Annotated in this window: 18 protein-coding genes and 1 tRNA gene; 6 read left to right on the top strand and 13 right to left on the bottom strand. The window is 58.5% G+C overall.

All coding sequences use genetic code 11. From position 1 onward, the window contains the following. Window positions 1-119 precede the first annotated feature (119 nt). Both QCBJ_RS01865 and QCBJ_RS01860 read left to right on the top strand, forming a co-directional pair. Window positions 120-1160 (top strand): zinc-dependent alcohol dehydrogenase family protein, encoded by a 1041-nt coding sequence (locus QCBJ_RS01865; RefSeq protein WP_043205628.1) that lies wholly within the window; start codon window positions 120-122, stop codon window positions 1158-1160. A 265-nt stretch (window positions 1161-1425) separates the two neighbouring features. Continuing rightward, complete coding sequence (locus QCBJ_RS01860; RefSeq protein ID WP_256581442.1) at window positions 1426-2958, top strand: diguanylate cyclase; 1533 nt, start codon at window positions 1426-1428, stop codon at window positions 2956-2958. A gap of 99 nt (window positions 2959-3057) precedes the next feature. Here the strand turns inward: QCBJ_RS01860 and QCBJ_RS01855 are convergent, their stop codons facing one another. The 4 genes from QCBJ_RS01855 to QCBJ_RS01840 form a co-directional block, all read right to left on the bottom strand. Next, complete coding sequence (locus tag QCBJ_RS01855) at window positions 3058-3759, bottom strand: VacJ family lipoprotein (RefSeq protein WP_102060008.1); 702 nt, start codon at window positions 3757-3759, stop codon at window positions 3058-3060. An 85-nt stretch (window positions 3760-3844) separates the two neighbouring features. Beyond that, window positions 3845-5239, bottom strand: coding sequence for an efflux transporter outer membrane subunit (locus QCBJ_RS01850; protein WP_102060007.1), 1395 nt, complete (start codon window positions 5237-5239; stop codon window positions 3845-3847). Then, a complete protein-coding gene (locus QCBJ_RS01845) occupies window positions 5236-8370 on the bottom strand; it encodes an efflux RND transporter permease subunit (protein WP_015884910.1) in 3135 nt (1044 codons plus the stop codon). The genes QCBJ_RS01850 and QCBJ_RS01845 overlap by 4 nt, the downstream gene beginning before the upstream one ends. Before the next feature lie 2 nt (window positions 8371-8372). Next, window positions 8373-9557, bottom strand: a complete 1185-nt coding sequence (locus QCBJ_RS01840) for an efflux RND transporter periplasmic adaptor subunit (protein ID WP_102060006.1) — start codon at window positions 9555-9557, stop codon at window positions 8373-8375. 144 nt (window positions 9558-9701) lie between these two features. Between QCBJ_RS01840 and baeS the strand changes: the two genes are divergently transcribed. The 4 genes from baeS (at window position 9702) to QCBJ_RS01810 (ending at window position 15634) form a co-directional block, all read left to right on the top strand. Next, a complete protein-coding gene (baeS, locus tag QCBJ_RS01835) occupies window positions 9702-11087 on the top strand; it encodes a sensor histidine kinase efflux regulator BaeS (protein ID WP_102060005.1) in 1386 nt (461 codons plus the stop codon). 3 nt (window positions 11088-11090) lie between these two features. Beyond that, window positions 11091-11774: a response regulator gene (locus tag QCBJ_RS01830; protein WP_015884913.1), complete on the top strand. Its 684-nt coding sequence runs from the start codon at window positions 11091-11093 to the stop codon at window positions 11772-11774. 1645 nt (window positions 11775-13419) lie between these two features. Then, on the top strand, window positions 13420-15045 hold the full coding sequence (locus QCBJ_RS01815) for a methyl-accepting chemotaxis protein (RefSeq protein ID WP_043206296.1): 1626 nt from the start codon (window positions 13420-13422) through the stop codon (window positions 15043-15045). 88 nt (window positions 15046-15133) lie between these two features. Next, window positions 15134-15634, top strand: a complete 501-nt coding sequence (locus QCBJ_RS01810) for a GAF domain-containing protein (protein WP_102060004.1) — start codon at window positions 15134-15136, stop codon at window positions 15632-15634. A gap of 332 nt (window positions 15635-15966) precedes the next feature. On the opposite strand, the gene QCBJ_RS01805 is transcribed toward QCBJ_RS01810, so the two are convergent. The 9 genes from QCBJ_RS01805 to thrS form a co-directional block, all read right to left on the bottom strand. After that, window positions 15967-16043, bottom strand: a tRNA-Pro gene (locus QCBJ_RS01805). Window positions 16044-16133: 90 nt separating this feature from the next. After that, on the bottom strand, window positions 16134-16490 hold the full coding sequence (locus QCBJ_RS01800; protein WP_003174972.1) for a MerR family transcriptional regulator: 357 nt from the start codon (window positions 16488-16490) through the stop codon (window positions 16134-16136). Continuing rightward, on the bottom strand, window positions 16471-16773 hold the full coding sequence (gene ihfA, locus QCBJ_RS01795; RefSeq protein ID WP_002553164.1) for an integration host factor subunit alpha: 303 nt from the start codon (window positions 16771-16773) through the stop codon (window positions 16471-16473). Before ihfA ends, QCBJ_RS01800 begins: the two co-directional genes overlap by 20 nt. Window positions 16774-16776: 3 nt before the next feature. Next, window positions 16777-19155: a phenylalanine--tRNA ligase subunit beta gene (pheT, locus tag QCBJ_RS01790; protein WP_046035339.1), complete on the bottom strand. Its 2379-nt coding sequence runs from the start codon at window positions 19153-19155 to the stop codon at window positions 16777-16779. A gap of 26 nt (window positions 19156-19181) precedes the next feature. Continuing rightward, the gene (gene pheS, locus QCBJ_RS01785) at window positions 19182-20198 is read right to left on the bottom strand and encodes a phenylalanine--tRNA ligase subunit alpha (protein ID WP_003192486.1); all 1017 of its coding nucleotides are present in this window, start codon (window positions 20196-20198) and stop codon (window positions 19182-19184) included. Between the two features lie 109 nt (window positions 20199-20307). After that, entirely contained in the window at window positions 20308-20664 is a 357-nt protein-coding gene (rplT, locus tag QCBJ_RS01780) for a 50S ribosomal protein L20 (RefSeq protein WP_003174975.1), read from the bottom strand. Between the two features lie 30 nt (window positions 20665-20694). After that, window positions 20695-20889 (bottom strand): 50S ribosomal protein L35, encoded by a 195-nt coding sequence (rpmI, locus tag QCBJ_RS01775; RefSeq protein ID WP_002553160.1) that lies wholly within the window; start codon window positions 20887-20889, stop codon window positions 20695-20697. Window positions 20890-20949: 60 nt separating this feature from the next. Further along, on the bottom strand, window positions 20950-21501 hold the full coding sequence (gene infC, locus QCBJ_RS01770) for a translation initiation factor IF-3 (RefSeq protein WP_015884933.1): 552 nt from the start codon (window positions 21499-21501) through the stop codon (window positions 20950-20952). After that, window positions 21501-23423, bottom strand: coding sequence for a threonine--tRNA ligase (thrS, locus tag QCBJ_RS01765; protein WP_093541207.1), 1923 nt, complete (start codon window positions 23421-23423; stop codon window positions 21501-21503). The genes infC and thrS overlap by 1 nt, the downstream gene beginning before the upstream one ends. Window positions 23424-23704: the final 281 nt, after the last annotated feature.

Here is a 23704-nt window from a genome sequence, read left to right as displayed (position 1 = left end):
CAATCTGAAAAGCAATTTCAAGGCATTCGCACATAATGGATCAGCACTGATTCGAGCCGCCCGGCACTGGAAACCCATCGAATACAGCGTCGTGTCTATCCCAAGCAGAGGTGACTTTCATGAAAGCAGTTGTCTATGAAGCCTTTTCCCAACCGCCGCGCCTGATGAACGTCGAAGACCCGACGCCGGAGCGTCACGGTGTGGTCGTACAGGTGCGGGGTACGGGCGTCTGCCGCAGCGACTGGCACGGTTGGAAGGGGCATGATCCGGACATCCAACTGCCGCATGTTCCCGGGCATGAGCTTGCCGGTATCGTGACGGAGGTTGGCAGGGACATCACCCGGTGGAAGGTCGGCGACCGTGTAACGGTGCCCTTTGTCGGCGGATGTGGCGCGTGTCCCGAGTGCAACAGCGGTAACCAGCAAGTCTGCACTACGCAGTTTCAACCGGGCTTCACTCATTGGGGGTCGTTTGCGGAGTACGTCGGTATACACCAGGCCGACTTGAACCTCGTCGCGCTTCCGGAGAGCATGGACTTTGCTACCGCTGCGAGCCTGGGCTGCCGCTTCGCGACTTCATTTCGCGCCGTCGTTGACCAAGGCAACGTCAGCGCCGGACAGTGGGTGGCGGTGCATGGCTGCGGAGGCGTGGGCCTGTCCGCCGTGATGATCGCCCAGGCCCTCGGCGCGAATGTCATCGCCATCGATATTTCGCCGGAAAAACTCGAACTGGCTCGCGCGCTCGGCGCCGTTGCAACCGTGAACGCACACAGCGTTGCGGACGTCACCGAAGCCGTGCTGGACATCACCCAGGGGGGCGCCCACGTATCGCTGGATGCATTGGGCCATCCCACCACGTGCTTCAACTCCATCAACAACCTGCGCCGTCGAGGCAAGCACGTCCAGGTGGGCCTGATGCTCGCCGACCACGCCACGCCGGCGATCCCCATGAGCAAGGTCATCGCGCACGAGCTTGAGATCTATGGCAGCCATGGCATGCAAGCACATCGTTATGACGCCATGATCCAGATGATCACCTCCGGAAAACTGGCGCCGGAAAAACTCGTGGGTAAAACCATCAGCCTGGAGCAGTCCATCGACGCGTTGATGAACATGGATCGCTTCGAGACCGCCGGCGTAACCGTCGTGACCGAGTTCTAGCTCATGCAGGACGCAACCGCACAACCGGCAGGGTTGGAGTAGGCGCATCGACCAGGCCAGGCGGTTCCTCACGGTGCGGATCAGCCGTTGGCGGAGAAGCAACGTGCTCGGCAAAAACCGGCTGGCCGGGTAACCCTATCACTTGCGGTGACAGTGAATATTTCATCGCCTAATCTTTAAAGATGTTGGCTGGCGTGCCGATAATCGAAAAAGCGTACCAAGTGGCTGCAGGTTGTTTTTGGCGATGAGTAAGGAACACGAAATGATGTCCTTTCGTATGAGCGCCCTCAAAGCATCCGACGTATCCCTTTGTGTTCTCGTGTGCCTGGCTGGGGTGGCCATCACGACCTTGGTACTGATACTTTTCGTCGGGTCGGAGCAGCGCACCGTCAGCGTTGCGTTCCAACTGGAGGTTGACGAGCGATTCAGTCGCCTGCAGCGACGCTTTACTTTCCAAGACTTGAAATTGGACACCGTCAGGCGTTTCTTCATCAACGCCGACGATGTCACGGAAAAGGAGTTCATGGGGTTTGTCACGCCTCTCGTCGAAGAGGGTGAAACGTACGGCTGGGTACCGAGGATTCTCGAGCAGGATCTACAAACGTTTCGCGAAAAAGCGCTACTCAATGGTACGAGTGACTTTTCGTATCATGAGATTGATCCCACGACCCAGACCGAAGCCCCCCTCACCAGCCGTCCGGAGCACATGATCTTGCTCTACTTGTGCAAGCGCAATGACGTGAAGATAACACCGGGCATGGATGTGCTCGCCAGCCCGGATCGCGAGGCCTTGTTGAGAAAGGCACGAGAAACACACCGGCTGGTCGTGTCGGCGCCGTTGAAAATGACCAGTGGCCATACCGGGTTTTTCTTTGTCGCGCCTGTTTTCAAGGAGTCCTCGGCGGCCTCACTGAACGATGATGGTTTGCAGGGGTTCATCGTCTCGACGATACGCTTGGCGTCCTTGATGGAACATGGCATTCCGTTACCCAGTCTGCAACGACTGAACGTGACCCTGTCATTGATCGACACGCCGCATCCGAACGACATCTTTTATCAGAGCTTATCGCCGGCCGCCCCTTCGGCGCTTTACGCTCAACGCGTGTTGAAAGTAGCCGACCAGCACTACTCGATGCAGTTTCGGCCAAGCTCGATATTTTTGAGCTCTAACAGTCACGCAGCGCTTGTCAGTCTGATCGTCGCGTTTGGAGCAGGATTGACGCTGCTGATGACGCTCATGGTGTACATGCTGATCACACAGCGTGCGCGCGCGCTCTCTCTGGTTGATGAGCGCACGCAAGACTTGCGCTTGTTGAACATTACCGACCACCTGACGGACGTGTATAACCGCCGGCACTTCGAAGCGTTGATGGAACGCCTGCTCGTTGAGGCTGACGCGCAACACAGCCCCTTATCGCTGATCATGTTCGACGTCGATCACTTCAAACGCATCAACGACCTCAAGGGGCATCAGTGCGGTGATAGCGTACTGAAGTCATTGTGTGTGCGACTACGTTCGGCAATACGCAAAACCGATCTTCTGTGCAGAACGGGTGGGGAGGAGTTTGCATTGATCTGCCCTGGAAGCGACCTGAACGATACGACGTTGTTGGCGGAAAAGCTTCGAGCCCTCGTCAGCGCCCTCCCCTTTGAGGAGGCCGGTCAAGTAACGTGTAGCTTCGGCGTCGCGACGTGGATTCCATCGGAATCATTTGACGCTTTCGTTCGGCGTGCGGACAGCGCCATGTACAGTGCTAAATCAAGTGGTCGTGATCAAGTCCAGCTCGCCGATATATAACCTACCGAACGCAGGGGCGCCGCCCATCCGCGCCGAGGCGTTGATGGGCGGCTGTGGCGAGCAGATCTCATGCCTGAACATGCTGCCATCACGCGCTGGTCAAAAGTCATCCTTTGCGGTTGCGCCGTTGATCTTGAACGCTCGGCTTTGCAGATAGGCACTTCGAATAAACGTGTATTTATCGCCGGTCATGAGTTTCTCGGCTGTCAGGTATTGAGCCCGTCCGTCGATCACGCCCAGGCCGTACAAGCTATTACGCGTAGGCACGTCGCCGATGTAGCGAAGCGGATTGGCGTAGGCGTCGGGAAGGATGGCTGGCGCATCGCGCAGTGTGCTTGGCCCCAGGAGCGGCAGCACCAGGTAAGGCCCGCTGTTGACCCCCCAGTAACCGAGGGTTTGACCGAAATCTTCGTCACTGCGCTGCAGCCCCATGGGGGTCGCGACGTCGATCAACCCCACCAAGCCAATCGTGCTGTTGAGCAAAAAGCGGCTTGTGTCGACGCCAGCACTGTGGAACTTCACCTGGAGGACATCGTTAGCCAGGTTTTTGACCTCCCCCAGGTTGTTGAACACATTATGAATGCTCTCCTGGACAACACCGGGCGTGATGAATTGATAGCCCTGGGCGAGGGGTTTGAGTGCATAGGTATCCAGTGCGTCATTGAATGCGAAGATCGGCCGGTTGATACCTTCCCATGGGTCCGCGTCGGAATTCGCAAGGCACAGCGGTGACATAATGATGAAACAAGCGCAGCCCAGCACCTGCACGCAACCGCTTAAAGTGAAACGAAAAGCACACATGTTGATTCCCCGTTGAATGAACTAGCCGATTTGATCCGCGCACGCCGTTCCATCGCTGCGGTGATGTGTGCGTGTGCCAGCGCCGTTAATTCCAACCGCCCCCCAGCACTTTGTATAACGTGATGCGGTTACTCTGCTCGGTCAGGCGCAGAGTGATCAGGTCCTGTTGTGCGCTGTAGAGCGAGCGTTGCGCATCCAGGGCTTCGAGGTAGCTTTGCGAGCCGCTCCGATACAAAGCATCCGAGAGTTCGAAGCTTTTACGGCTGGCGTCGGTCAGCGCCTGTTGCGCGGCGATTCGGCGATCCAGGGTGCTGCGCACCGCCAGCGCGTCGGCCACTTCGCGGAATGCGGTCTGCAGGGTTTGCTGATAGGTCTGCACCTGAATCTCACGTTCGACTTTGGCCGAATCCAGGGTTGCGCGGTTACTGCCCCCGTCAAAAATCGGCACGCTGATGCTCGGGGCGAAGGTCCAGGCGCCGCTGCCGGACTTGAACAGGCCGGCCAATGCCGAGCTGGACGAGCCGGCGTTGGCGGTCAGGGTGATGCTCGGGTAAAACGCCGCACGGGCCGCGCCAATATCGATGTTGGCGGACTTGAGCGTATGCTCGGCCGAGAGCACGTCCGGGCGTTGTTGCAACAGGCTGGAGGGCAGCCCTGCCGGAATGTCCACCAGCACTGCCGACGACTCCAGGCGCGTACCCGGCAAGAGGGCCTCGGGCAGATCACTGCCCACCAGCAGGCGCAAGGCATTACGGTCCTGCAGGATCTGGCTCTCATAGGACGCTGCATCGCCCCGTGCCGATTCGACGGTGGTCTGGGCTTGCGCCACCGACAACGCGGAGGAGCCGCCCAAGGTGTAGCTGCGCTGGGTCAGGTCGTAGGTGGCCAACTGGCTGGTCAGGGTTTCCTGGGCCAGCAGCAGCCGTTCGTTGTCGGCGGCCAAGGTCAGCCAGGCGGTGGCAACTTCCGCCACCAGACTGATTTGCGTGCTGCGCCGGGTTTCCGTCAATGCCAGGTAGTCTTCCAGCGCCTCATCGCGGAGGTTGCGAACCCGGCCGAACACGTCCAGTTCATAGCTGCTCAGCCCCAACTGAGCGCTGTAATCGTGCGTGGTGACCGCCGCGCCGGTGTTGGACAACGACCCCGGCGTACGACTATGGGTGCCGCTGACGCTCGCGTCGACAGTGGGAAACAGGTCGGCGCGCTTGATGCGGTACTGCGCCTGGGCCTTTTCCACATTCAGGCTGGCCAGGCGCAGGTCGCGGTTATTGGCCAGCGCCAAGGCTTGCAACTGCGCCAGGCGGCGGTCGGTAAAAAATTGCTGCCAATGGATATCAGCCCCCACTTGCCCTTTGGGCAGTTGGGCCGCCGGCAACCATTGCTCGGAGACGGGGGCCTCAGGGCGCTCATACTGCGGCGCCAGGTTGACGCAGCCAGCCAAGGCCATGGCGGCCAGCAGAGGCCAGTGTGACTTGATCATGCATCACCTGTCGGAGCAGATTGATTAGCGCTGCGCACGCGGCCGAAACGACGGCGGACCAGCACGAAAAACAACGGTACAAAGAAGATCCCCAGCACCGTGGCGCTGAACATGCCGCCCAGTACCCCCGTACCAATGGCCTGGCGCCCGGCTGAGCCTGCACCGGTGCTCAAGGCCAGCGGCAATACGCCGAACATGAAGGCCAGGGAGGTCATCAGGATCGGCCGCAGGCGTTGGCGCACCGCGATCAGCGTCGCGTCGACCACGCTGTTGCCCTGCTCTTGCAAGTGCTTGGCAAACTCAACGATCAGGATCGCGTTTTTCGCGGCCAGGCCCACGGTGGTCAACAGCCCGACCTGGAAATACACGTCGTTGCTCAGCCCGGCGACACGGGTCGCCAACACCGCACCGATGACCCCCAGGGGCACGACCAGGATCACCGAAAACGGCACCGACCAACTCTCGTAGAGCGCGGCCAGGCACAGGAATACAAACAACACGGAAATACCATAGAGCAGCGGCGCCTGGGACCCGGACAATCGCAGCTGATAGGACTGCCCGGTCCACTCGTAGCCGATACCCTGGGGCAATTGCCGGACGATGGCCTCCACTGCGTCCATCGCATCGCCGGAGCTGACCCCTGGCGCCGGATCGCCAACGATTTCCAGGGAGGCGTTACCGTTGTAGCGTTCCAGCAGCGGCGAGCCGTAACCCCAGGTGCTGTTGGCAAAGGACGAGAACGGCACCATTTCATTGTTACTGTTGCGCACAAACCAATGATCAAGATCCGCAGCCTGCATGCGCGAGGATGCCTGGCCCTGTACGTAGACCTTTTTCACCCGGCCCTGGTTGAGAAAGTCGTTTACATAAGTGCCGCCTAACGCCGTCGCCAAGGTGGTGTTGATATCGCTGGTACTCAGGCTCAGGGCCCCGGCCTTGCGGTCGTCAATGCTGACCTTGAGCTGCGGTGCATCGTCCAGGCCGTTGCTGCGCACGCCCAGCAAGCGAGGATCTTTCCTGGCCAGCTCAAGGAACTGTTCGCGGGCGGCCACTAACGCATCATGGCCCAGGCCACCGAGGTCCTTGAGTTGCAGGTCGAAGCCCGAGCTCTGGCCCAGGCCGCGCACGGTCGGCGGCTGCATGACGAACGCATCGGCATCGCCGATGCTGGACAGTGCCAGGGTCGCCCGCTGGGCAATGGCGGCTGCACCCTGACCAGAGCCACCGCGTTCGGACCAATCCTTGAGGCGGATAAACGCCCGTGCGGTGTTCTGGCTGTTACCGCCCATGCCCAAGCCGCTGATGCTGATCATCGCTTCGACCTCGGGCTGTTGCAGGATGTAGTCCTCGAACTGCTTGATCACCGCCTGTGTACGGCTATCCGTCGCGCCGACCGGCAACTGGATCTGCGCCAGCAGAATCCCTTGGTCCTCGTCCGGCAGAAATGAAGTGGGCAGGCTGACGTAGCCCACCGCCATGACCCCCAGCACCAGCCCATACAGCAGCAGGCTGCGCGCCCAGCGCCGCAACACCCCGCCCACCCAGCGCTCATAACCGGCGCTGGCACGCTCGAAGGTGCGGTTGAACCAACCGAAGAATCCACGCTGAGCACCATGCCCTTGGCCATTGCGGGCTTTGAGCAACGACGCGCACAGCGCGGGTGTCAGGGTCATCGCCACCAGTACTGAGAGGACCATGGCCGAGACGATGGTCACGGAGAACTGCCGATAGATGATCCCGGTGGAACCACCGAAAAACGCCATGGGGATAAATACCGCACTCAGCACCAGGGTGATCCCCACCAGTGCGCCACTGATTTCACGCATCGATTGACGGGTGGCCGCCACGGGCGAAAGCCCCTCGCCCATCAGTCGCTCCACGTTTTCCACCACCACGATGGCATCGTCCACAAGCAAGCCGATCGCCAGGACCATGGCAAACATGGTCAAGGTGTTGATCGAGTAGCCGAACAGCGCCAGCACGCCGAACGTGCCCAGCAGCACCACCGGCACGGTAATCGCCGGGATCAGCGTGGCGCGCAGGCTCTGCAGGAACAGGAACATGATCAACACCACCAGCACGATAGCCTCGCCCAAAGCCTTGACCACCTCTTCGATGGACAAGCTGACAAAGGGCGTGGTGTCGTAGGCGATCACGTTTTTCAGCTGCATTTGCGTCGGGTAGAAGGGCTCCATCTCCTTGAGCTTGGCCTTGACCGCCTTGCCGACGTTCAGTGCGTTGGCGCCGGCGGCCAATTGCACGCCCATCGCCGCCGCGGGCTTGCCATTGAGGGCGGTGCTGATGTCGTAGCTTTCACTGCCCAGTTCCAGGGTCGCGACATCGCCCAGCAGTACCACGGCACCGTCGCTGTTGGACTTGACCACTACCTCGCGAAACGCTTCGACAGTCTGCAGTTTGCTGCGGGCGCTGATCGTAGCGTTCAGTTGCTGCCCCTTGACCGCAGGCAAGCCGCCGAGCTGTCCAGCCGAGACTTCGGTGTTCTGCGCTTCCAGGGCGCTGCTGATGTCCGACGGCATCAACGCATACTTTTCCAGCAAGGCGGGGTCCAGCCAGATGCGCATGGCGTAGCCCGAGCCCAACGTCTGCACATCGCCGACGCCGTCTATCCGGCTGATAGAATCGAGCAAGGTGGTGGAAATGTAGTCACCTATCTGGGTGCCGGTGACGCTGGGGTCATCCGATGCCAGGGCGACAATCATCAAGAAGTCCGAGCCGCCCTTGGTCACGGTCAGGCCTTCGCTTTGTACCGACTGCGGCAGCCTCGACTCGGCCTGTTGCAGCTTGTTCTGCACCTGCATCTGGGCGACGTCCGGGTCGGTGCCGGCAGTAAAGGTCAAACTGATGCTGGCACTGCCTGCCGAACTGCTGGTGGCCGACATATAGGTCAGGTTATCCAGGCCTTTCATCTGCTGTTCGATGACCTGGGTCACCGAGTCTTCAACGGTCTTGGCCGAGGCCCCGGTGTAGGTGGCGGAAATCTTCACCGTGGGTGGCGCGATATCCGGGTATTGCTCCAACGGCAACTGGCTGATGGACAGACTGCCACCGAGCATGATCACGATGGCAATGACCCAAGCGAAAATCGGTCGATCAATAAAAAAGTGCGCCACGCTCAACCCTCCTTCGCGGGGGTGGGAGCTGTGGCGGCCTGAGCATTGGCGTCCTGCACTTGGACGGCGGCGCCGGCACGGACTTTTTGTCCGCCTTCGACAATCAATTGGTCACCCGCCTGCAGGCCTGCCGTGACCCACCACTGGTTCCCCACCGCCCGATCGATGGTCAGCTCACGTTGTTCGACCTTGCCGTCGACCACCAGCAACGCGGTGGTCACGCCACTGGCGCTGCGGCTCACGGCTTTTTGCGGAACCAGAATGGCCTGCTCGTTACGCGCCTGTTCAAGCACCGCGCGCACATACATGCCCGGTAGCAGCAGGTGCTCCGGGTTGGCGAACTCCGCACGCAGGGTGACCGTGCCTGTCCCCTCGTTGACACTGACACCACTGACCTTGAGCCGCCCCGGCTGGTTGTAGGCGCTGCCATCGTCCAGCTTCAGGCTGACCCGTGCCTGGCCATCGCCGTTGGACTGCAACGCGCCGCTGGCCAGGTCACGCTTTAGCTTGAGCAACTCGGTGGTCGATTGGGTCACGTCCACATAGATCGGATCGAGTTGCTGCACGGTGGTCAAAGCACTGTCCTGATTGGCCACCACCAGCGCCCCCGGGGTCACGGTGGAGGTTTCGATGCGCCCGCTGACCGGTGAGACAATACGGGTGTAAGCCAGGTTGATCCGGGCGGTCTGGACTTCGGCCTCGGCGACCTGTACGTCGGCGGCGGCTGTCAGCAAGGTCGCCTGGGCGTCCTCGTTATCTTGCTGGCTGATGGCATTGATCTTTACCAGTTCGGCGTCGCGCCTGGCGGTGGTCTGCGCCGATTTAAGCGTGGCGCGGTACTTGGCCAGGCTCGCCTGGGCCTGTGCCAGCGCGGCGGTATAGGACGCCGCATCCAATTGGTACAAGGCTTGCCCAACCTCGACATCCGCGCCTTCGACAAACAGACGCCGCTGGACGATACCGCCGACCTGCGGACGAATCTGCGCCACCATGAAGGCCTGGGTGCGCCCCGCCAGCTCAGTGGTCAGCACTTGGCTTTGGGGTTTTATGCTGATCACCGAGACTTTGGGCGTGACCGCCTCGGGAGGTGGCTCGCCGCCGGAACAGCCGCCAAGCAGGGCAAGAACGATCAAGGACAGGAAAACCGCGGCGGTTACCAGGTATTTGGCGATTATTTTCGTGGACATAGCGGCCTCTGCGACACGGAATGGCTTGAGTCAGCGCCATCCTGCAAGGCAAATGTGCAGGAAAATTGAAGATTGCCCGGCCGGGTTGAATCTTTCCTTTACCAGGGCCTAAATGGTCCCACCTATTCTTAACGGCCCACCTGCATGAAGTTGAGTATCTCCACCAAACTGTTTATTGCGGTACTGGCCGGTGTGCTGTTGGTCATCCTGAGCATGGGCCTGGCGACGAGCTGGAGTTTTGGACGAGGCTTTCTCGGGTACCTCAATGAACAGGCACTGGACCGCATGGCGCCCGTGCTGCCACGCCTGGCCAATGCTTATGCGCGTGAGGGCAATTGGGAGTTCCTGCGTAACCAGCCGGATCGCTGGTTTGAAATCATGCGGCCCGAGCTCGGCGAGGATCCGGCGAAGAACGATTTGCGCACCCCCTTGGCCTCGGACCTGACGGGGGCCCTGTTCCGGATCGCCCTGCTGGATAACCATAAAAAGCGCGTGAACGGCTATCCGGATATCGGCGCCGACGCCCTCTTACGCCCGATTGTGGTGGCCGATGAAACCGTGGGCTGGCTGGCCGTGACGCCGTTCCAGAGCGTGACCGAAGCCGGCGGCGAACGGTTCCAGCAATACCAGTTACGCACCAGCCTGGTCATGGGCGCCTTCTCGCTGCTGCTGGCGATGCTGATTGCCTGGTGGATCGCCCGCACGCTGCTGGAGCCAGTCAAGCGGGTGGCTGCGGCAACACATCGCCTGGCCAGCGGCGACTTCAGCAGCCGGGTGGCGGTGACCTCCAATGACGAAGTGGGCCAATTGGCCCGAGACTTCAACCAGCTCGCCTACACCCTGGAACGCAATGAGCAGATGCGCCGCGAATTCATGGCGGATGTGTCCCACGAACTGCGTACCCCGCTGTCGGTATTGCGCGGCGAGCTGGAGGCCATCGAGGATGGCGTACGCACCCTCGACCAAGGCTCGATGAAGTCCTTGCAGGGCGAAGTGAGCATGCTCAGCAAACTGGTGGATGACCTGTATGACCTGTCCCTGGCGGATGTCGGGGCGCTGACCTATCGCAAGCGCGCCTGCGCGCTGGAGCCGCTACTGCGCGCCAGTGTGTCGATGTTCGAGGAGCGCATGAACGCGCGCCATCTACGCATCGAACTGGATTTGCCAGCGCCGCCCGTGGAACTCTTGGCCGATGCCGGCCGCTTGCAGCAACTGTTCTCCAATCTGCTGGAAAATGCTGTGCGCTACACCGACCCGAATGGGCTCGTACGCATACGCGCCGTCCTGGATCGCGCTGACGTGTGCATCGACATCCTCGACTCTGGCCCTGGTGTCTCGACCGAGCAACTGCCGCGCCTGTTCGAGCGCTTCTATCGCGGCGAATCATCGCGCAACCGTGCCAGTGGCGGAGCCGGCCTGGGGCTCGCGATCTGCCACAGCATCGCCCTCGCCCACGGCGGCAGCCTCAGCGCGGCTCACTCCCCTCTCGGCGGCCTTTGGCTGAGCCTGCGCCTGCCCAGGAATACCTGACCCATGAGCGAAGAAAGCCCGATCCTGATCGTTGAAGACGAACCGAAACTGGCCGCATTGTTGCAGGATTACTTGGTCGCAGCGGGGTACCCGACCCTGTGCCTGGACAACGGCCTGCAGGTGGTACCGACCGTGCGCGCCCAGCCCCCTCGCCTGATTTTGCTCGACCTGATGCTGCCTGGGCGCGACGGTATGCAAGTTTGCCAGGACCTGCGCGGTTTCAGCGCCGTGCCGATCATCATGATCACCGCCCGCGTCGAAGAAGTGGACCGTCTGCTGGGCCTGGACTTGGGCGCCGACGACTACATCTGCAAGCCCTTCAGCCCCCGCGAGGTGGTTGCCAGGGTCAAGGCCATCCTGCGCCGTGGCCCCCAACTGCTGAGCAGTACCCCAGCGCGACTGCTGATCGACGAAACGCAGTACCGCGCATCACTCGACGGCGTCGCTTTAGACCTGACGCCTTTGGAGCTGCGACTGCTGAGCACTTTTGCACGTTCCGCCGGCCGGGTATTTTCCCGCGACCAACTGCTCGACAAGCTCTACTCCGACCACCGCGTGGTCACCGACCGCACGGTGGACAGTCATATCCGCAACCTGCGGCGCAAGCTGGAGCAGGCGTGTCCAGGGGAAACGCCCATCGAGTCCTTGTATGGGGTGGGCTATCGGTTTCAATTGTCCGGCGCCTGAAAACCCGCTGGGCGCCGGTCGCCGAACAAAACGACATGAGTCTATTGAGCGGCCCTAGGTAGAACGGCCCTCGTTACGATTTTGTTGTTTTTTAACGCCTTTCCCGTTCCTTCGCTCATGTTGGTGGTGAATGAACCAGGCGACCAAAAGTAGACCTGCCACACCAAAAATAGACAACAATAGCTCTATTGCGGGACCTTCGTGTGAAAACATGTTTCGTTCCTCGTCCTGAAGTATCGCGCCTCAAAAACCAGCGCCTCCGAAATTATTCGTAACAATCCATACATTTTCAGAGTAATCGCCAAAACCAGAGGTGACAACCCTAAAAGCCTCATAACCCTTGATCCAGACACGTCACTCGTCGAAAAACCGCAAACGCTCAACATAGGCTGACGTCGTAGACACCCCCTCACCGCTCCACACTGAGCAATGACGGCCAGAGACTGCGCCAGCCGTGAACCGCCGGCACTTTTTCAACTGCGGCATGTCAACTTCACATCAATGCCGAGTGATAGCTCATCATGCACAGCTGGAAGAAAATGTCGTTGACTGAGGGTTTAGAGCGGAGCCTGCCCGGGCATCAGGTAGATTGCATCCTGGTGAATGGCTGGACTGCGACCATACTGGTGCGACAGCCCGACCATGACGCTATGTTCTGCACGACAGGTATCAACCTTGCCACGCTTGCAGATGCCCCAAGCATTCAGAAGCTTGCTGATGAACTTGTGTTTGAGATCGATATGTCGAAGGGAGGGAGAGCGGGCTAGCTCTCCCCTACACATTTATTCTGCGGTACTTGCGAGAAATTCGCCCGCTCTGCGAACAAGCCTCCTCCACTCCCTCTCATTGATGAGGCCGGTGCTCTCCATATCGTCGGCCCTCCTCAGCAATTTGAAATATTTATCCTCAATATCCTGTTCGTCTACCGCATGGGCGTAAATATCTGCCCAGGCTTTTACCGCAGAACGCCGCGCTGATGGTTGCATTTGAGCACCTGATTATGTCCGCGGAAATAGAGCGGTGCCCAGCAAAAATCGTTCATCTGTGCGGCGGTCGATCCGACCAGTGGTGGCATGTAGCCATGGTTGATTCTTATTCCCTGGAGTGCCGGGACATGGAACTCTTCCCGATATCACCACGCCCCAGGCGACGAGCACCTGCAAGTGCGCCGCTTGATGATCAGCATGCGCCAGGCGGTATGCCGTCCTTGTTGAAATCTTTCAGGCGCTCGCGTTCTTTCTCAGTCGAATGCGCCGGGGTTTCTTGCTCGGGCTCGTTGTTCTTTTCTTCAGTCATCAGGATGTCCTCTGGGTGGTAATTATTTCGGCAGCTGCCGGAATCAGCAGTTCAAACCAATACCACTCCACCTTCCACACAGTGCCCGACAAGGACGGCCCGTCCAGTACGTGGCATAGCCCAAACCCCCTTGTTGAACGCCCATAGAAAGCGCCGCCTCAATTGATTAGCGCGCAATCATTTGGCGCACCTATTACCTCAATACATTTTTTTGCATTCTTCGTTTCAAGCGCAGCCCGCAAGCTGCAACTGGAAATCACTGTGCTGCATGTAAAGGCCGCCTTTGTTCGTGATCAACGAAATGACGTGGGAATGCCACGCCACTAAAACCCGGCCCTCGGAGGCCTATATGAAATTAAGATCCTTGAGTATCGCGCGAAGAGCTTTTGTCTGCTTTGGCCTAATTACATGCCTGCTCATGAGCTTGGCAGGCTTCTCTTATCTGCAAATTGATCGGCTACGCGCTGCAGAACAGGGCATCGAGCTAAACTCCCTCCCCAGTATCCAGGTCATTGACGATATCCAAATCGCCCTCCTTCACGCCCGTCTTGAAAGTATTCGCATGCTCTCAAGCACCACCCGCGATGTGCATGATTTCTCGCTGGCAAAGGTCCAAGAAGCAATACAGACACTTCAGTCGAAGACTGATTATTATCGCGCGCACCTGATGTCTGGGGAGCAAGACGAAATCCAGTTCGCAAAAGCCAACGAGGCTATGACTGCCTATATCGACGGCCTCAGAAAAGTCATTGCAATGGATTCATCCGACCATGATCAAGCGGTTATTTTTGCCAATACTGACCAAGCGCAAAGAGCCACTGTCTATCAAGAGCAACTGACACTTCTGCGCGAGCAAAATGCACGCCAGGCCGTGGCGTCTGGTGTGGACGCTACCAACGTATACAACCATAGCGTCCAAGTGTTGGTAGCGGTGCTGATCGTGGCGTTTATCTTAACCATCGTACTGGCTGTTTTGTTCACTAACAGCATCGTCAGCCCCATCAGCTCATCCCTTAAGTTGGCGGAGGATATCGCTGCGGGCGACCTTACCCATGATCTTGAAGTAACAGGTTCAGATGAAGCTTCGCGCTTGATGCATGCACTCAATCTGATGCAGAAAAACTTACGACACACCATTTTAGAAATCTCAGGAGCGTCGTCCCAACTGAGTACCGCTGCCGTTGAAATGACCTCGATTACTGAAAGTGCTGATCGCACACTTCAGCAGCAGAACAGCGAAATAGAGCAAGCCGCCACCGCAGTCACTGAAATGAGTGCCGCGGTCGAAGAGGTTGCCCGGAACGCCAACTCCACCTCTGAAGCCGCAATGCAGTCGAGCATCGCCGCAGACCTCGGCAATCAAAAAGTCACTGAAACATTAACGGCGATGCGCGGGTTGACGGGCTTGGTTGAAGTGTCATCGGATCAGGTGAAAGAACTGGCAGCCCAAGCTCAAGACATTAGCAAAGTCCTAAGTGTGATAAGGGCAATTGCTGAGCAAACCAACCTGCTTGCCTTGAATGCCGCCATTGAAGCGGCTCGTGCAGGAGAACAGGGTCGCGGTTTTGCAGTAGTCGCAGATGAAGTTCGAGCGCTGGCACACCGAACACAAACATCGACGCAAGAAATTGAACAGATGATATCCACGATTCAAACAGGCTCTTCTGCCGCGGTCGAATCAATGCAAAAGAGCACGTCCGAGGTCTATAGCACGCGAGACACTGCAGAACATGCAGGCCAGTCACTGCGCCAAATTATCGATTCGGTGCTTGAAATTAACGACCGTAATATCCAGATTGCAACCGCCTCAGAGGAACAAGCTCACGTGGCGCGGGATGTTGATCGCAGCCTGATAAGCATCCGCGACCTTGCAGTACAGAGCAGTGAAGGCACTCGCCAAACACTGACCGCGAGCAACGAACTTTCTCGCTTGGCCGTCAACTTAAACGACTTGGTTCTTAGATTCAGAACCTAGGAAATCGCTGGAACGCAATTTTAGGTGTGTGCCAGGTTCTCTCTCACGCCAATGCGACGCGCCCCGCTAAACACAGCATAGGTGAAATATGGACAAGCCCGAAGTCACCTTGCACGCTGTGCTTAATTCAGATGAGCGATCAGCGTTGGCTGAGATTGAGGCTACCACTAGCATTTTAAAGCTCGTTACACGGATTACGGGCATGCGGTTTGCCGGGATTGCGAAATTCACCGAAGCAGACTGGGTCGTCTGCTCAGCTTACGACCCGCTGCATATGGGGATAGAGACGGGTGATACGCTAGCGCTAGAAATCACGCTTTGCAGCGAGCTCCGGAGAGACCCTAAGGCGCTTTTTATTCCTAAAGTCAGCGAAGACGGCAGGTACTCAAGTCGTGCGGTAGTTAAACGGTATGCGATCGAAAGCTATGCCGGCGTCCCTATCTTCCTTCCCGATGGACGACTATTTGGTGCTCTATGCGCCCTGGATTCGCGCTCAATATTATTTGAAGATCCAGATCTGGAGGAGACTTTGGTTTTATTTGCGAGGTTGATCGGATGCGTTTTTTTCACTAATCCGCTGCTGAATTAGACACGTCGCAGCCACTGGCTGAATCCGTGGCATCCATCGGCCTTTCCGCTTCCCCTATCGAACAGCTTGACCCGTTCATCGGCGATCTGCCGATCACGCACCTGTGCTCACCGAACTGCCGGACCCTCTGCTGAGGACTCGGCGGGCGGAGTGAAAAAGCAGGCATGAACAGCGGCGATGAACGCCTGGTGATCCTGGATCAATGTGGCGGTGTGCATCATCGATGGCCAGCGCTGACCCTATTGAGGAGGAAGTCGGGATGATCCCCCGTAAAAGTCCCCACGCATGAAAAAGCCGAACGGGTAAGCGTTCGGCTAAGTCATTGAATAATATGGTCGGGACGGAGTGATTCGAACACTCGACCCCTAGCACCCCATGCTAGTGCGCTACCGGACTGCGCTACGCCCCGACTAGGCGTGTTACTGGGTTCGCTTCGTGACGAAGCGATCCGGAATATACCGCAAGCTTTTGAAATGTGGAAGTATTTTAAAAGCCGGAATTACTTTTTCAAAACCACCAGCACATCTTCGAGCTCGGAGATCATCTGGCGGATCAGTTGCTTGTATTGGGTGGTGTCGTCTTTGGCTTCATCACCGGACATGCGCTGGCGCGCGCCGCTGATGGTGAACCCCTGGTCGTACAGCAACGCGCGGATCTGTCGGATCATCAGCACATCCTGGCGCTGATAATACCGACGGTTCCCGGTGCGTTTAACGGGGTTGAGTTGAGGAAACTCCTGCTCCCAATAGCGCAGCACGTGCGGTTTTACCGCACAGAGCTCGCTGACTTCACCAATGGTGAAGTAGCGTTTGCCTGGGATGACGGGTAGCTCGTCGTTATGACTTGGTTCCAGCATAAGCCTCAACTCGGGCCTTCAACTTCTGCCCTGGACGAAAGGTGACCACACGGCGAGCCGTGATCGGGATTTCTTCTCCCGTTTTTGGATTGCGGCCAGGCCGCTGGCGTTTGTCCCGCAGGTCAAAATTGCCGAAACCGGACAATTTGACCTGTTCGTTGTCTTCCAGAGCGTGTCTGATCTCTTCAAAAAACAGCTCGACCAATTCCTTGGCTTCGCGTTTGTTCAGACCCAACTCTTCGTACAGACGTTCCGCCATCTCAGCTTTCGTCAAAGCCCCCATACGTCACTTCCTTAACGTGGCGTTCAACCTTTGTTCGAGCGAGGTGAGGATATTTTGTGTCGTGGTATTCACCTCATCGTCATTAAGAGTGCGCGATGGATGCTGCCAGGTCAAGCCAACTGCGAGGCTTTTTCTATGCGGATCAATACCTTTACCCTGATAGACGTCAAATAGCCTGAGGTCTGTCAGCCATTCCCCTGCATTTTCACGGATTACGTCCAGAACGGCAGTGGCGGCCACTTCGCGGTCGGCGATCAACGCCAAATCGCGGCGCACTTCAGGGAAGCGCGACAGCTCGCTGAATTTAGGCATTTTGCCCGAGGCGACTTCAGCCAGGACCAGTTCGAACACGAAGACCGGACGGTCGAGACCGAGGGTTTTCGACAGTTCAGGGTGAATGGCACCGACGAAGCCCACCAGGCGCCCTTCGCGCTCGATACGTGCCGTCTGGCCCGGGTGCAATGCCGGATGGCTGCCAGGAACGAAGGTGAAGGCATCCAGAGCACCGGCAAAGCCCAGCACCGCTTCTACGTCAGCCTTGACGTCGAAGAAGTCCACGGCATCGCGGCCCTGCGCCCAGCCTTCCGGCAGACGGCTACCGCACACCACGCCAGCGAGCATTGGCTCTTGTTTCAGGCCGTCGAGCTGGCCGACAAAACGCAGGCCGCTTTCGAACATACGCACGCGATCTTGCTGACGGTTCAGGTTATGGGAAAGTGCTTTCACCAGGCCTGGCCACAGGGACGAACGCATGGCCGCCATGTCGTTGGAGATCGGGTTCGCCAGCAGCAGCGGCTCGACGCCAGGGTTGAACAGCTCGAACTGTTTAGGATCGATGAAGCTGTAGGTCACCGCTTCCTGGTAGCCACGGGCAACCAGCAGACGACGCAGCTCAGGCAGGTGCGCACGCGCCTCGGCCTTGGGTTGCGGCGCCAGGCGCGCTTGCGGGTAACGAACCGGCAGGCGGTTGTAGCCGTAGAGGCGAGCCAGCTCTTCGATCAGGTCGACTTCCAGGCTGATATCGAAGCGATGGCTTGGCACTTCAACGGTCCACTGCCCTTCCCCGCCTGCGGAAATACCCAGGCCGAGAGCGGATAACAGTTGCTCGATTTCAGCCGGCGCGATGACCAGGCCGAGCATCTGCTCGACACTTTTGGCGCGCAGGGTGATCGGCGCAACGGACGGCAAGTACTGCTCGCTGACGGCTTCGGTGATCGGACCCGCTTCGCCGCCGGTGATTTCCAGCAGCAGGCCAGTGGCGCGCTCCATGGCTTCACGCGCCAGCTTCCAGTCCACGCCGCGCTCGTAGCGGTGCGACGCATCGGTGTGCAGGCCGTAGGAACGGGCCTTGCCGGCGATGGCGATCTGGTCGAAGAAGGCACTCTCAAGGAACACGTCGCGGGTGGTCTCGGACACACCGCTGTGCTCGCCACCCATCACGCCGGCAATCGCCAGGGCGCGGGAGTGGTCGGCGATGACCAGGGTGTCGGCACGCAGGCTGACTTCCTGGCCGTCGAGCAGCACCAGCTTCTCGCCTTCTTCCGCCATGCGTACACAGATGCCGCCGTTGATTTCGGCGAGGTCGAACGCATGCAGCGGTTGGCCCAGCTCCAGCATCACATAGTTGGTAATGTCGACGGCCGCGTCGATGCTGCGCACGTCAGCACGGCGCAGGCGCTCAACCATCCACAGCGGGGTTGGCTTGGACAGGTCGACGTTACGGATCACACGACCCAGGTAACGCGGGCAGGCGTTTGGCGCCAACACGTCGATCGGGCGTACTTCATCGTGTACTGCAGGCACGGCGGCAACCACAGGGCGGGTGACCGGAGCGTTGTACAACGCACCCACTTCACGCGCCAGGCCGGCCAGGGACAGGCAGTCGCCACGGTTCGGGGTCAGGTCGACCTCGATGCTGGCGTCTTCCAGTTCCAGGTAAACGCGGATGTCCTGGCCCACCGGCGCATCGGCCGGCAGTTCCATCAGGCCATCATTGCCCTCGCCGACCTGCAGCTCCGCCTGGGAGCACAGCATGCCGTTGGACTCGACGCCACGCAGCTTGGCTTTCTTGATCTTGAAGTCGCCTGGCAGCTCGGCACCGATCATGGCGAATGGGATCTTCAAGCCCGGGCGCACGTTAGGCGCTCCGCACACGACCTGGAAGGTTTCCGCGCCATTGCTGACCTGGCACACACGCAACTTGTCGGCATCGGGATGCTGCTCGGTGCTCAGCACCTCGCCCACTACGACGCCGCTGAAAACGCCGGCCGCCGGAGTGACGCTATCGACCTCAAGACCGGCCATCGACAGACGAGCAACCAGCTCGTCGCGATCTACCTGCGGGCTTACCCAGCCACGCAGCCATTGTTCACTGAATTTCATCCTGCTCTCCTAAAGATTCGTTACGACTAGCGAAATTGCGCGAGGAACCGCAAGTCGTTGTCGAAGAACAGACGCAAGTCGTTCACGCCGTAACGCAGCATGGCCAGACGCTCAACGCCCATGCCGAAGGCAAAGCCCGAGAACTCTTCTGGATCAATGCCGGACATGCGCAGCACGTTGGGGTGAACCATGCCGCAGCCCATCACTTCCAGCCAGCCGGTCTGCTTGCAGACGCGGCAGCCTTTACCGCTGCACATCACGCATTCCATGTCGACTTCAGCGGAGGGTTCGGTGAACGGGAAGAACGATGGACGGAATCGCACCGCCAGCTCTTTCTCGAAGAACACCCGCAGGAATTCTTCGATGGTGCCTTTGAGGTCGGCGAAGTTGATATCGCGATCAACCAGCAGGCCTTCGACCTGGTGGAACATCGGCGAGTGGGTGATATCGGAGTCGCTGCGGTACACACGGCCTGGGCAGACAATGCGAATCGGCGGCTTGTTCGCTTCCATGGTGCGGACCTGTACCGGGGAGGTATGGGTGCGCAACAACATGTTCGCGTTGAAATAGAAGGTGTCGTGCATCGACCGGGCCGGGTGATGACCTGGGATGTTGAGCGCCTCGAAGTTGTGATAGTCGTCTTCGACCTCAGGGCCTTCGGCGATACCGTAGCCAATGTGGGTGAAGAACTGCTCGATACGTTCCAGAGTCCGGGTGATCGGGTGCAGACCGCCCGAGGCCTGGCCACGGCCAGGCAGGGTTACGTCAATGGACTCGGCGGCGAGCTTGGCCGCAAGATCGGCCTCCTCGAGCGACGCCTTGCGCGCATTGAGAACCTCTGTGACACGCTCCTTGGCGACGTTGATCAGCGCACCGACTTGCGGACGCTCTTCAGCCGGCAAATTCCCCAGGGTCTTCATCACCTGAGTCAATTCACCTTTTTTGCCAAGGTAGTGAACCCGGATTTGCTCCAGGGCATTTACATCTTCAGCGCTTTGCACTGCCTCAAGGGCTTGAGCAACGAGCGCGTCCAGGTTTTCCATGTACAGACTCCAGATACAAAATAGGGGAAGAGCTTGAAGGCTCTTCCCCTATTTATGACGTTTACCACCGAGGACCACAGGAGTAGCCCAAGGTGACTGTCGGGGGTACTTAAGCCAAGGTGGCTTTAGCTTTCTCGACAATCGCAGCAAACACCGCTTTTTCGTTCACGGCCAGTTCAGCCAGAACCTTACGGTCGATTTCGATGGACGCTTTTTTCAGGCCAGCGATGAAACGGCTGTAGGACAGACCGTTAACACGTGCACCGGCGTTGATACGAGCGATCCACAGAGCGCGGAACTGACGTTTTTTCTGACGACGGTCGCGGTAGGCGTATTGGCCTGCCTTGATTACCGCTTGCTTGGCAACACGGAATACGCGTGAACGCGCGCCGTAGTAGCCTTTAGCAAGTTTCAGAATTTTTTTGTGACGTTTACGGGCAATGACGCCACGCTTTACACGAGCCATGAGTTACTTCCTCTATTCTTGATCCAAAAATTAACGAAGGCGCAGCATGCGCTCGACTTTTGCCACGTCAGACGGATGCAGCAAGCTGCTACCGCGCAGTTGACGCTTACGCTTGGTCGACATTTTGGTCAGGATGTGGCTCTTGAAAGCGTGCTTGTGCTTGATACCGTTAGCAGTTTTCAGAAACCGCTTAGCAGCACCACTTTTAGTCTTCATCTTTGGCATGTTCGGATACTCCGCATTCAGTTGATAAACATAATCAGAAGGCCTGCCGTGCCCTGTTGATTACTTCTTCTTTTTCGGGGCGATGACCATGATCAGCTGGCGTCCTTCCATCTTAGGATGCTGCTCGACGGAACCGTACTCCAGCAGGTCAGCTTCAACCCGCTTGAGGAGTTCCATCCCCAGCTCCTGGTGGGCCATCTCACGGCCGCGGAATCGCAAGGATACCTTGGCCCTGTCCCCATCACTCAGGAAACGTACCAGGTTGCGCAGTTTTACCTGGTAATCCCCTTCCTCCGTCCCTGGACGAAACTTGATTTCTTTTACTTGAATCTGCTTCTGGTTCTTCTTCGCTGCGGCAACCTGCTTCTTCTTTTCGAAGATCGACTTGCCGTAGTCCATCACCCGGCAAACGGGTGGGATTGCATCGGCGGAAATTTCCACCAAGTCCAATTTGGACTCTTCAGCAATACGAAGCGCTTCATCAATCGAGACGATGCCAATCTGCTCGCCGTCAGCGCCAATTAACCGAACCTCGCGTGCCGAGATATTCTCGTTGATCGGGGCTTTCGGTGCAGCTCGTTTATCTTGTCTCATTTCACGCTTAATAATAATTACTCCGAATCTGGGCGACCACGCCGGGAAACCGCTTGCGCGAGGAACTCAGCGAACTGGGCGACGGGCATCGAGCCCAGGTCAGCACCTTCACGAGTACGCACAGCGACAGTCTGCATCTCGACTTCCCGATCTCCGATAACCAAGAGATAGGGAACCTTGAGCAAAGTATGCTCGCGGATTTTAAAGCCGATCTTTTCATTTCTCAAGTCGGACTTGGCACGAAATCCGCTTTCGTTGAGTGTTTTTTCAACTTCAGCGGCAAAATCTGCCTGTTTATCAGTGATATTCATGATCACTGCCTGAGTCGGCGCCAGCCACGCAGGGAATGCACCCTCGTAGTGCTCGATCAGGATCCCGACGAACCGTTCGAACGAGCCGAGGATCGCCCGGTGCAGCATAACCGGGTGTTTACGGCTGTTGTCTTCGGAGACGTATTCGGCTCCCAGACGGATCGGCAGGTTAAAATCGAGCTGCAGGGTACCACACTGCCAGACGCGGCCAAGGCAATCTTTCAGCGAGAACTCGATCTTCGGACCGTAGAACGCGCCCTCCCCCGGCTGCAGGTCGTACGCAAGCCCCGCACTGTCCAGCGCTGCGGCCAATGCAGCTTCGGCGCGATCCCACAGCTCGTCGGAGCCGACGCGCTTTTCCGGACGAGTGGACAGTTTCATCTCAACTTCGGTGAAGCCGAAATCGCGATAAACGTCCATGGTCAGTTTGATGAACGCCGCGGATTCGGCCTGCATCTGCTCTTCAGTGCAGAAGATGTGGGCGTCGTCCTGGGTGAAGCCACGCACACGCATGATGCCGTGCAGCGCACCCGACGGCTCGTTACGGTGACAGGCACCAAACTCGGCCAGGCGCATCGGCAACTCGCGGTAGCTCTTCAGGCCCTGGTTGAACACCTGCACGTGGCATGGGCAGTTCATTGGCTTGATGGCGTAATCGCGGTTTTCCGACTGGGTGGTGAACATGTTGTCGGCGTAGTTGGCCCAGTGCCCGGATTTCTCCCACAGGCTGCGGTCAACGACCTGGGGAGTCTTGATCTCCAGGTAGCCGTTTTCGCGCTGAACCTTGCGCATGTACTGCTCGAGCACCTGGTACAGGGTCCAGCCGTTGGGGTGCCAGAACACCATGCCCGGCGCTTCTTCCTGGAGGTGGAACAGGTTCAGGCGCTTGCCGATCTTGCGATGGTCGCGTTTTTCGGCTTCTTCGATGCGCTGGATGTAGGCCGCCAGCTGCTTCTTGTCAGCCCAGGCAGTGCCGTAGATCCGCTGCAGTTGCTCGTTCTTCGCGTCGCCACGCCAGTAGGCGCCGGACAGCTTGGTCAGCTTGAAGGACTTGAGGAAGCGTGTGTTCGGCACGTGCGGGCCACGGCACATGTCGACGTATTCTTCGTGGTAGTACAGGCCCATGGCCTGCTCGTCCGGCATGTCTTCCACCAGGCGCAGCTTGTAGTCTTCGCCACGGGCGGTGAACACGTCGATCACTTCGGCGCGCGGCGTGACTTTCTTGATCACGTCGTAATCTTTTTCGATCAGCGCATGCATGCGTTGTTCGATGGCGGCCAGATCGTCCGGGGTGAAAGGACGCTCGTAGGCGATGTCGTAATAGAAGCCTTCGTCGATGACCGGGCCGATTACCATCTTCGCGGTTGGATACAACTGCTTGACCGCGTGGCCAATCAAGTGAGCGCAAGAGTGGCGAATGATCTCAAGCCCCTCTTGGTCCTTGGGCGTGATGATTTGCAGGCTGGCGTCGTTGGTGATCAGATCGCTGGCGTCAACCAGCTTGCCGTCGACCTTGCCGGCCACGGTGGCCTTGGCCAGGCCTGCACCAATGGATGCGGCGACCTCGGCTACGGAAACCGAATGATCGAATGAACGTTGACTGCCGTCGGGAAGAGTAATAGTTGGCATGGCGCCTCCTCTCCTAGTGGTGACCCCTACCAAAGGTCACGTGGGTTGGGATGAGCCAGTACAAGATCCAACACCAGGCCGTTCAGTGATGAACGCCTGCCTTACAGCGGCAGGAGCCTTTCGGCCAACCGATAATCGAACCAGAGTGACTGGAGTGAGCTAAAAAGAACATGGCAAGGCGGCAATTGGCGCGCCTGGAAATAGCCAAGCGCAAGATCCTAGCACAGATGAACGGTCATCGCGGGGCTGCTATCTTGCGTAAAGACAAATTCCAGCCTTTA

This window comes from Pseudomonas sp. QC2 (assembly GCF_002859085.1).
GTDB lineage: Bacteria > Pseudomonadota > Gammaproteobacteria > Pseudomonadales > Pseudomonadaceae > Aquipseudomonas > Aquipseudomonas petroselini.
The sequence above is the reverse complement of the archived record's forward strand: the minus strand, read 5'-3'. Positions and strand labels throughout refer to the sequence as shown.

Excerpts from the sequence above, each read along its gene's own strand:
- QCBJ_RS01815 (WP_043206296.1), top strand. The coding sequence starts at position 13,420 with ATGAAATTAAGATCCTTGAGTATCGCGCGAAGAGCTTTTGTCTGCTTT.
- baeS (WP_102060005.1), top strand. The coding sequence starts at position 9,702 with ATGAAGTTGAGTATCTCCACCAAACTGTTTATTGCGGTACTGGCCGGT.
- QCBJ_RS01800 (WP_003174972.1), bottom strand. The coding sequence starts at position 16,490 with ATGCTGGAACCAAGTCATAACGACGAGCTACCCGTCATCCCAGGCAAA.
- ihfA (WP_002553164.1), bottom strand. The coding sequence starts at position 16,773 with ATGGGGGCTTTGACGAAAGCTGAGATGGCGGAACGTCTGTACGAAGAG.
- QCBJ_RS01855 (WP_102060008.1), bottom strand. The coding sequence starts at position 3,759 with ATGTGTGCTTTTCGTTTCACTTTAAGCGGTTGCGTGCAGGTGCTGGGC.
- QCBJ_RS01830 (WP_015884913.1), top strand. The coding sequence starts at position 11,091 with ATGAGCGAAGAAAGCCCGATCCTGATCGTTGAAGACGAACCGAAACTG.
- QCBJ_RS01810 (WP_102060004.1), top strand. The coding sequence starts at position 15,134 with ATGGACAAGCCCGAAGTCACCTTGCACGCTGTGCTTAATTCAGATGAG.
- QCBJ_RS01860 (WP_256581442.1), top strand. The coding sequence starts at position 1,426 with ATGTCCTTTCGTATGAGCGCCCTCAAAGCATCCGACGTATCCCTTTGT.
- thrS (WP_093541207.1), bottom strand. The coding sequence starts at position 23,423 with ATGCCAACTATTACTCTTCCCGACGGCAGTCAACGTTCATTCGATCAT.
- rpmI (WP_002553160.1), bottom strand. The coding sequence starts at position 20,889 with ATGCCAAAGATGAAGACTAAAAGTGGTGCTGCTAAGCGGTTTCTGAAA.
- pheS (WP_003192486.1), bottom strand. The coding sequence starts at position 20,198 with ATGGAAAACCTGGACGCGCTCGTTGCTCAAGCCCTTGAGGCAGTGCAA.
- rplT (WP_003174975.1), bottom strand. The coding sequence starts at position 20,664 with ATGGCTCGTGTAAAGCGTGGCGTCATTGCCCGTAAACGTCACAAAAAA.
- pheT (WP_046035339.1), bottom strand. The coding sequence starts at position 19,155 with ATGAAATTCAGTGAACAATGGCTGCGTGGCTGGGTAAGCCCGCAGGTA.
- QCBJ_RS01840 (WP_102060006.1), bottom strand. The coding sequence starts at position 9,557 with ATGTCCACGAAAATAATCGCCAAATACCTGGTAACCGCCGCGGTTTTC.
- QCBJ_RS01850 (WP_102060007.1), bottom strand. The coding sequence starts at position 5,239 with ATGATCAAGTCACACTGGCCTCTGCTGGCCGCCATGGCCTTGGCTGGC.
- QCBJ_RS01865 (WP_043205628.1), top strand. The coding sequence starts at position 120 with ATGAAAGCAGTTGTCTATGAAGCCTTTTCCCAACCGCCGCGCCTGATG.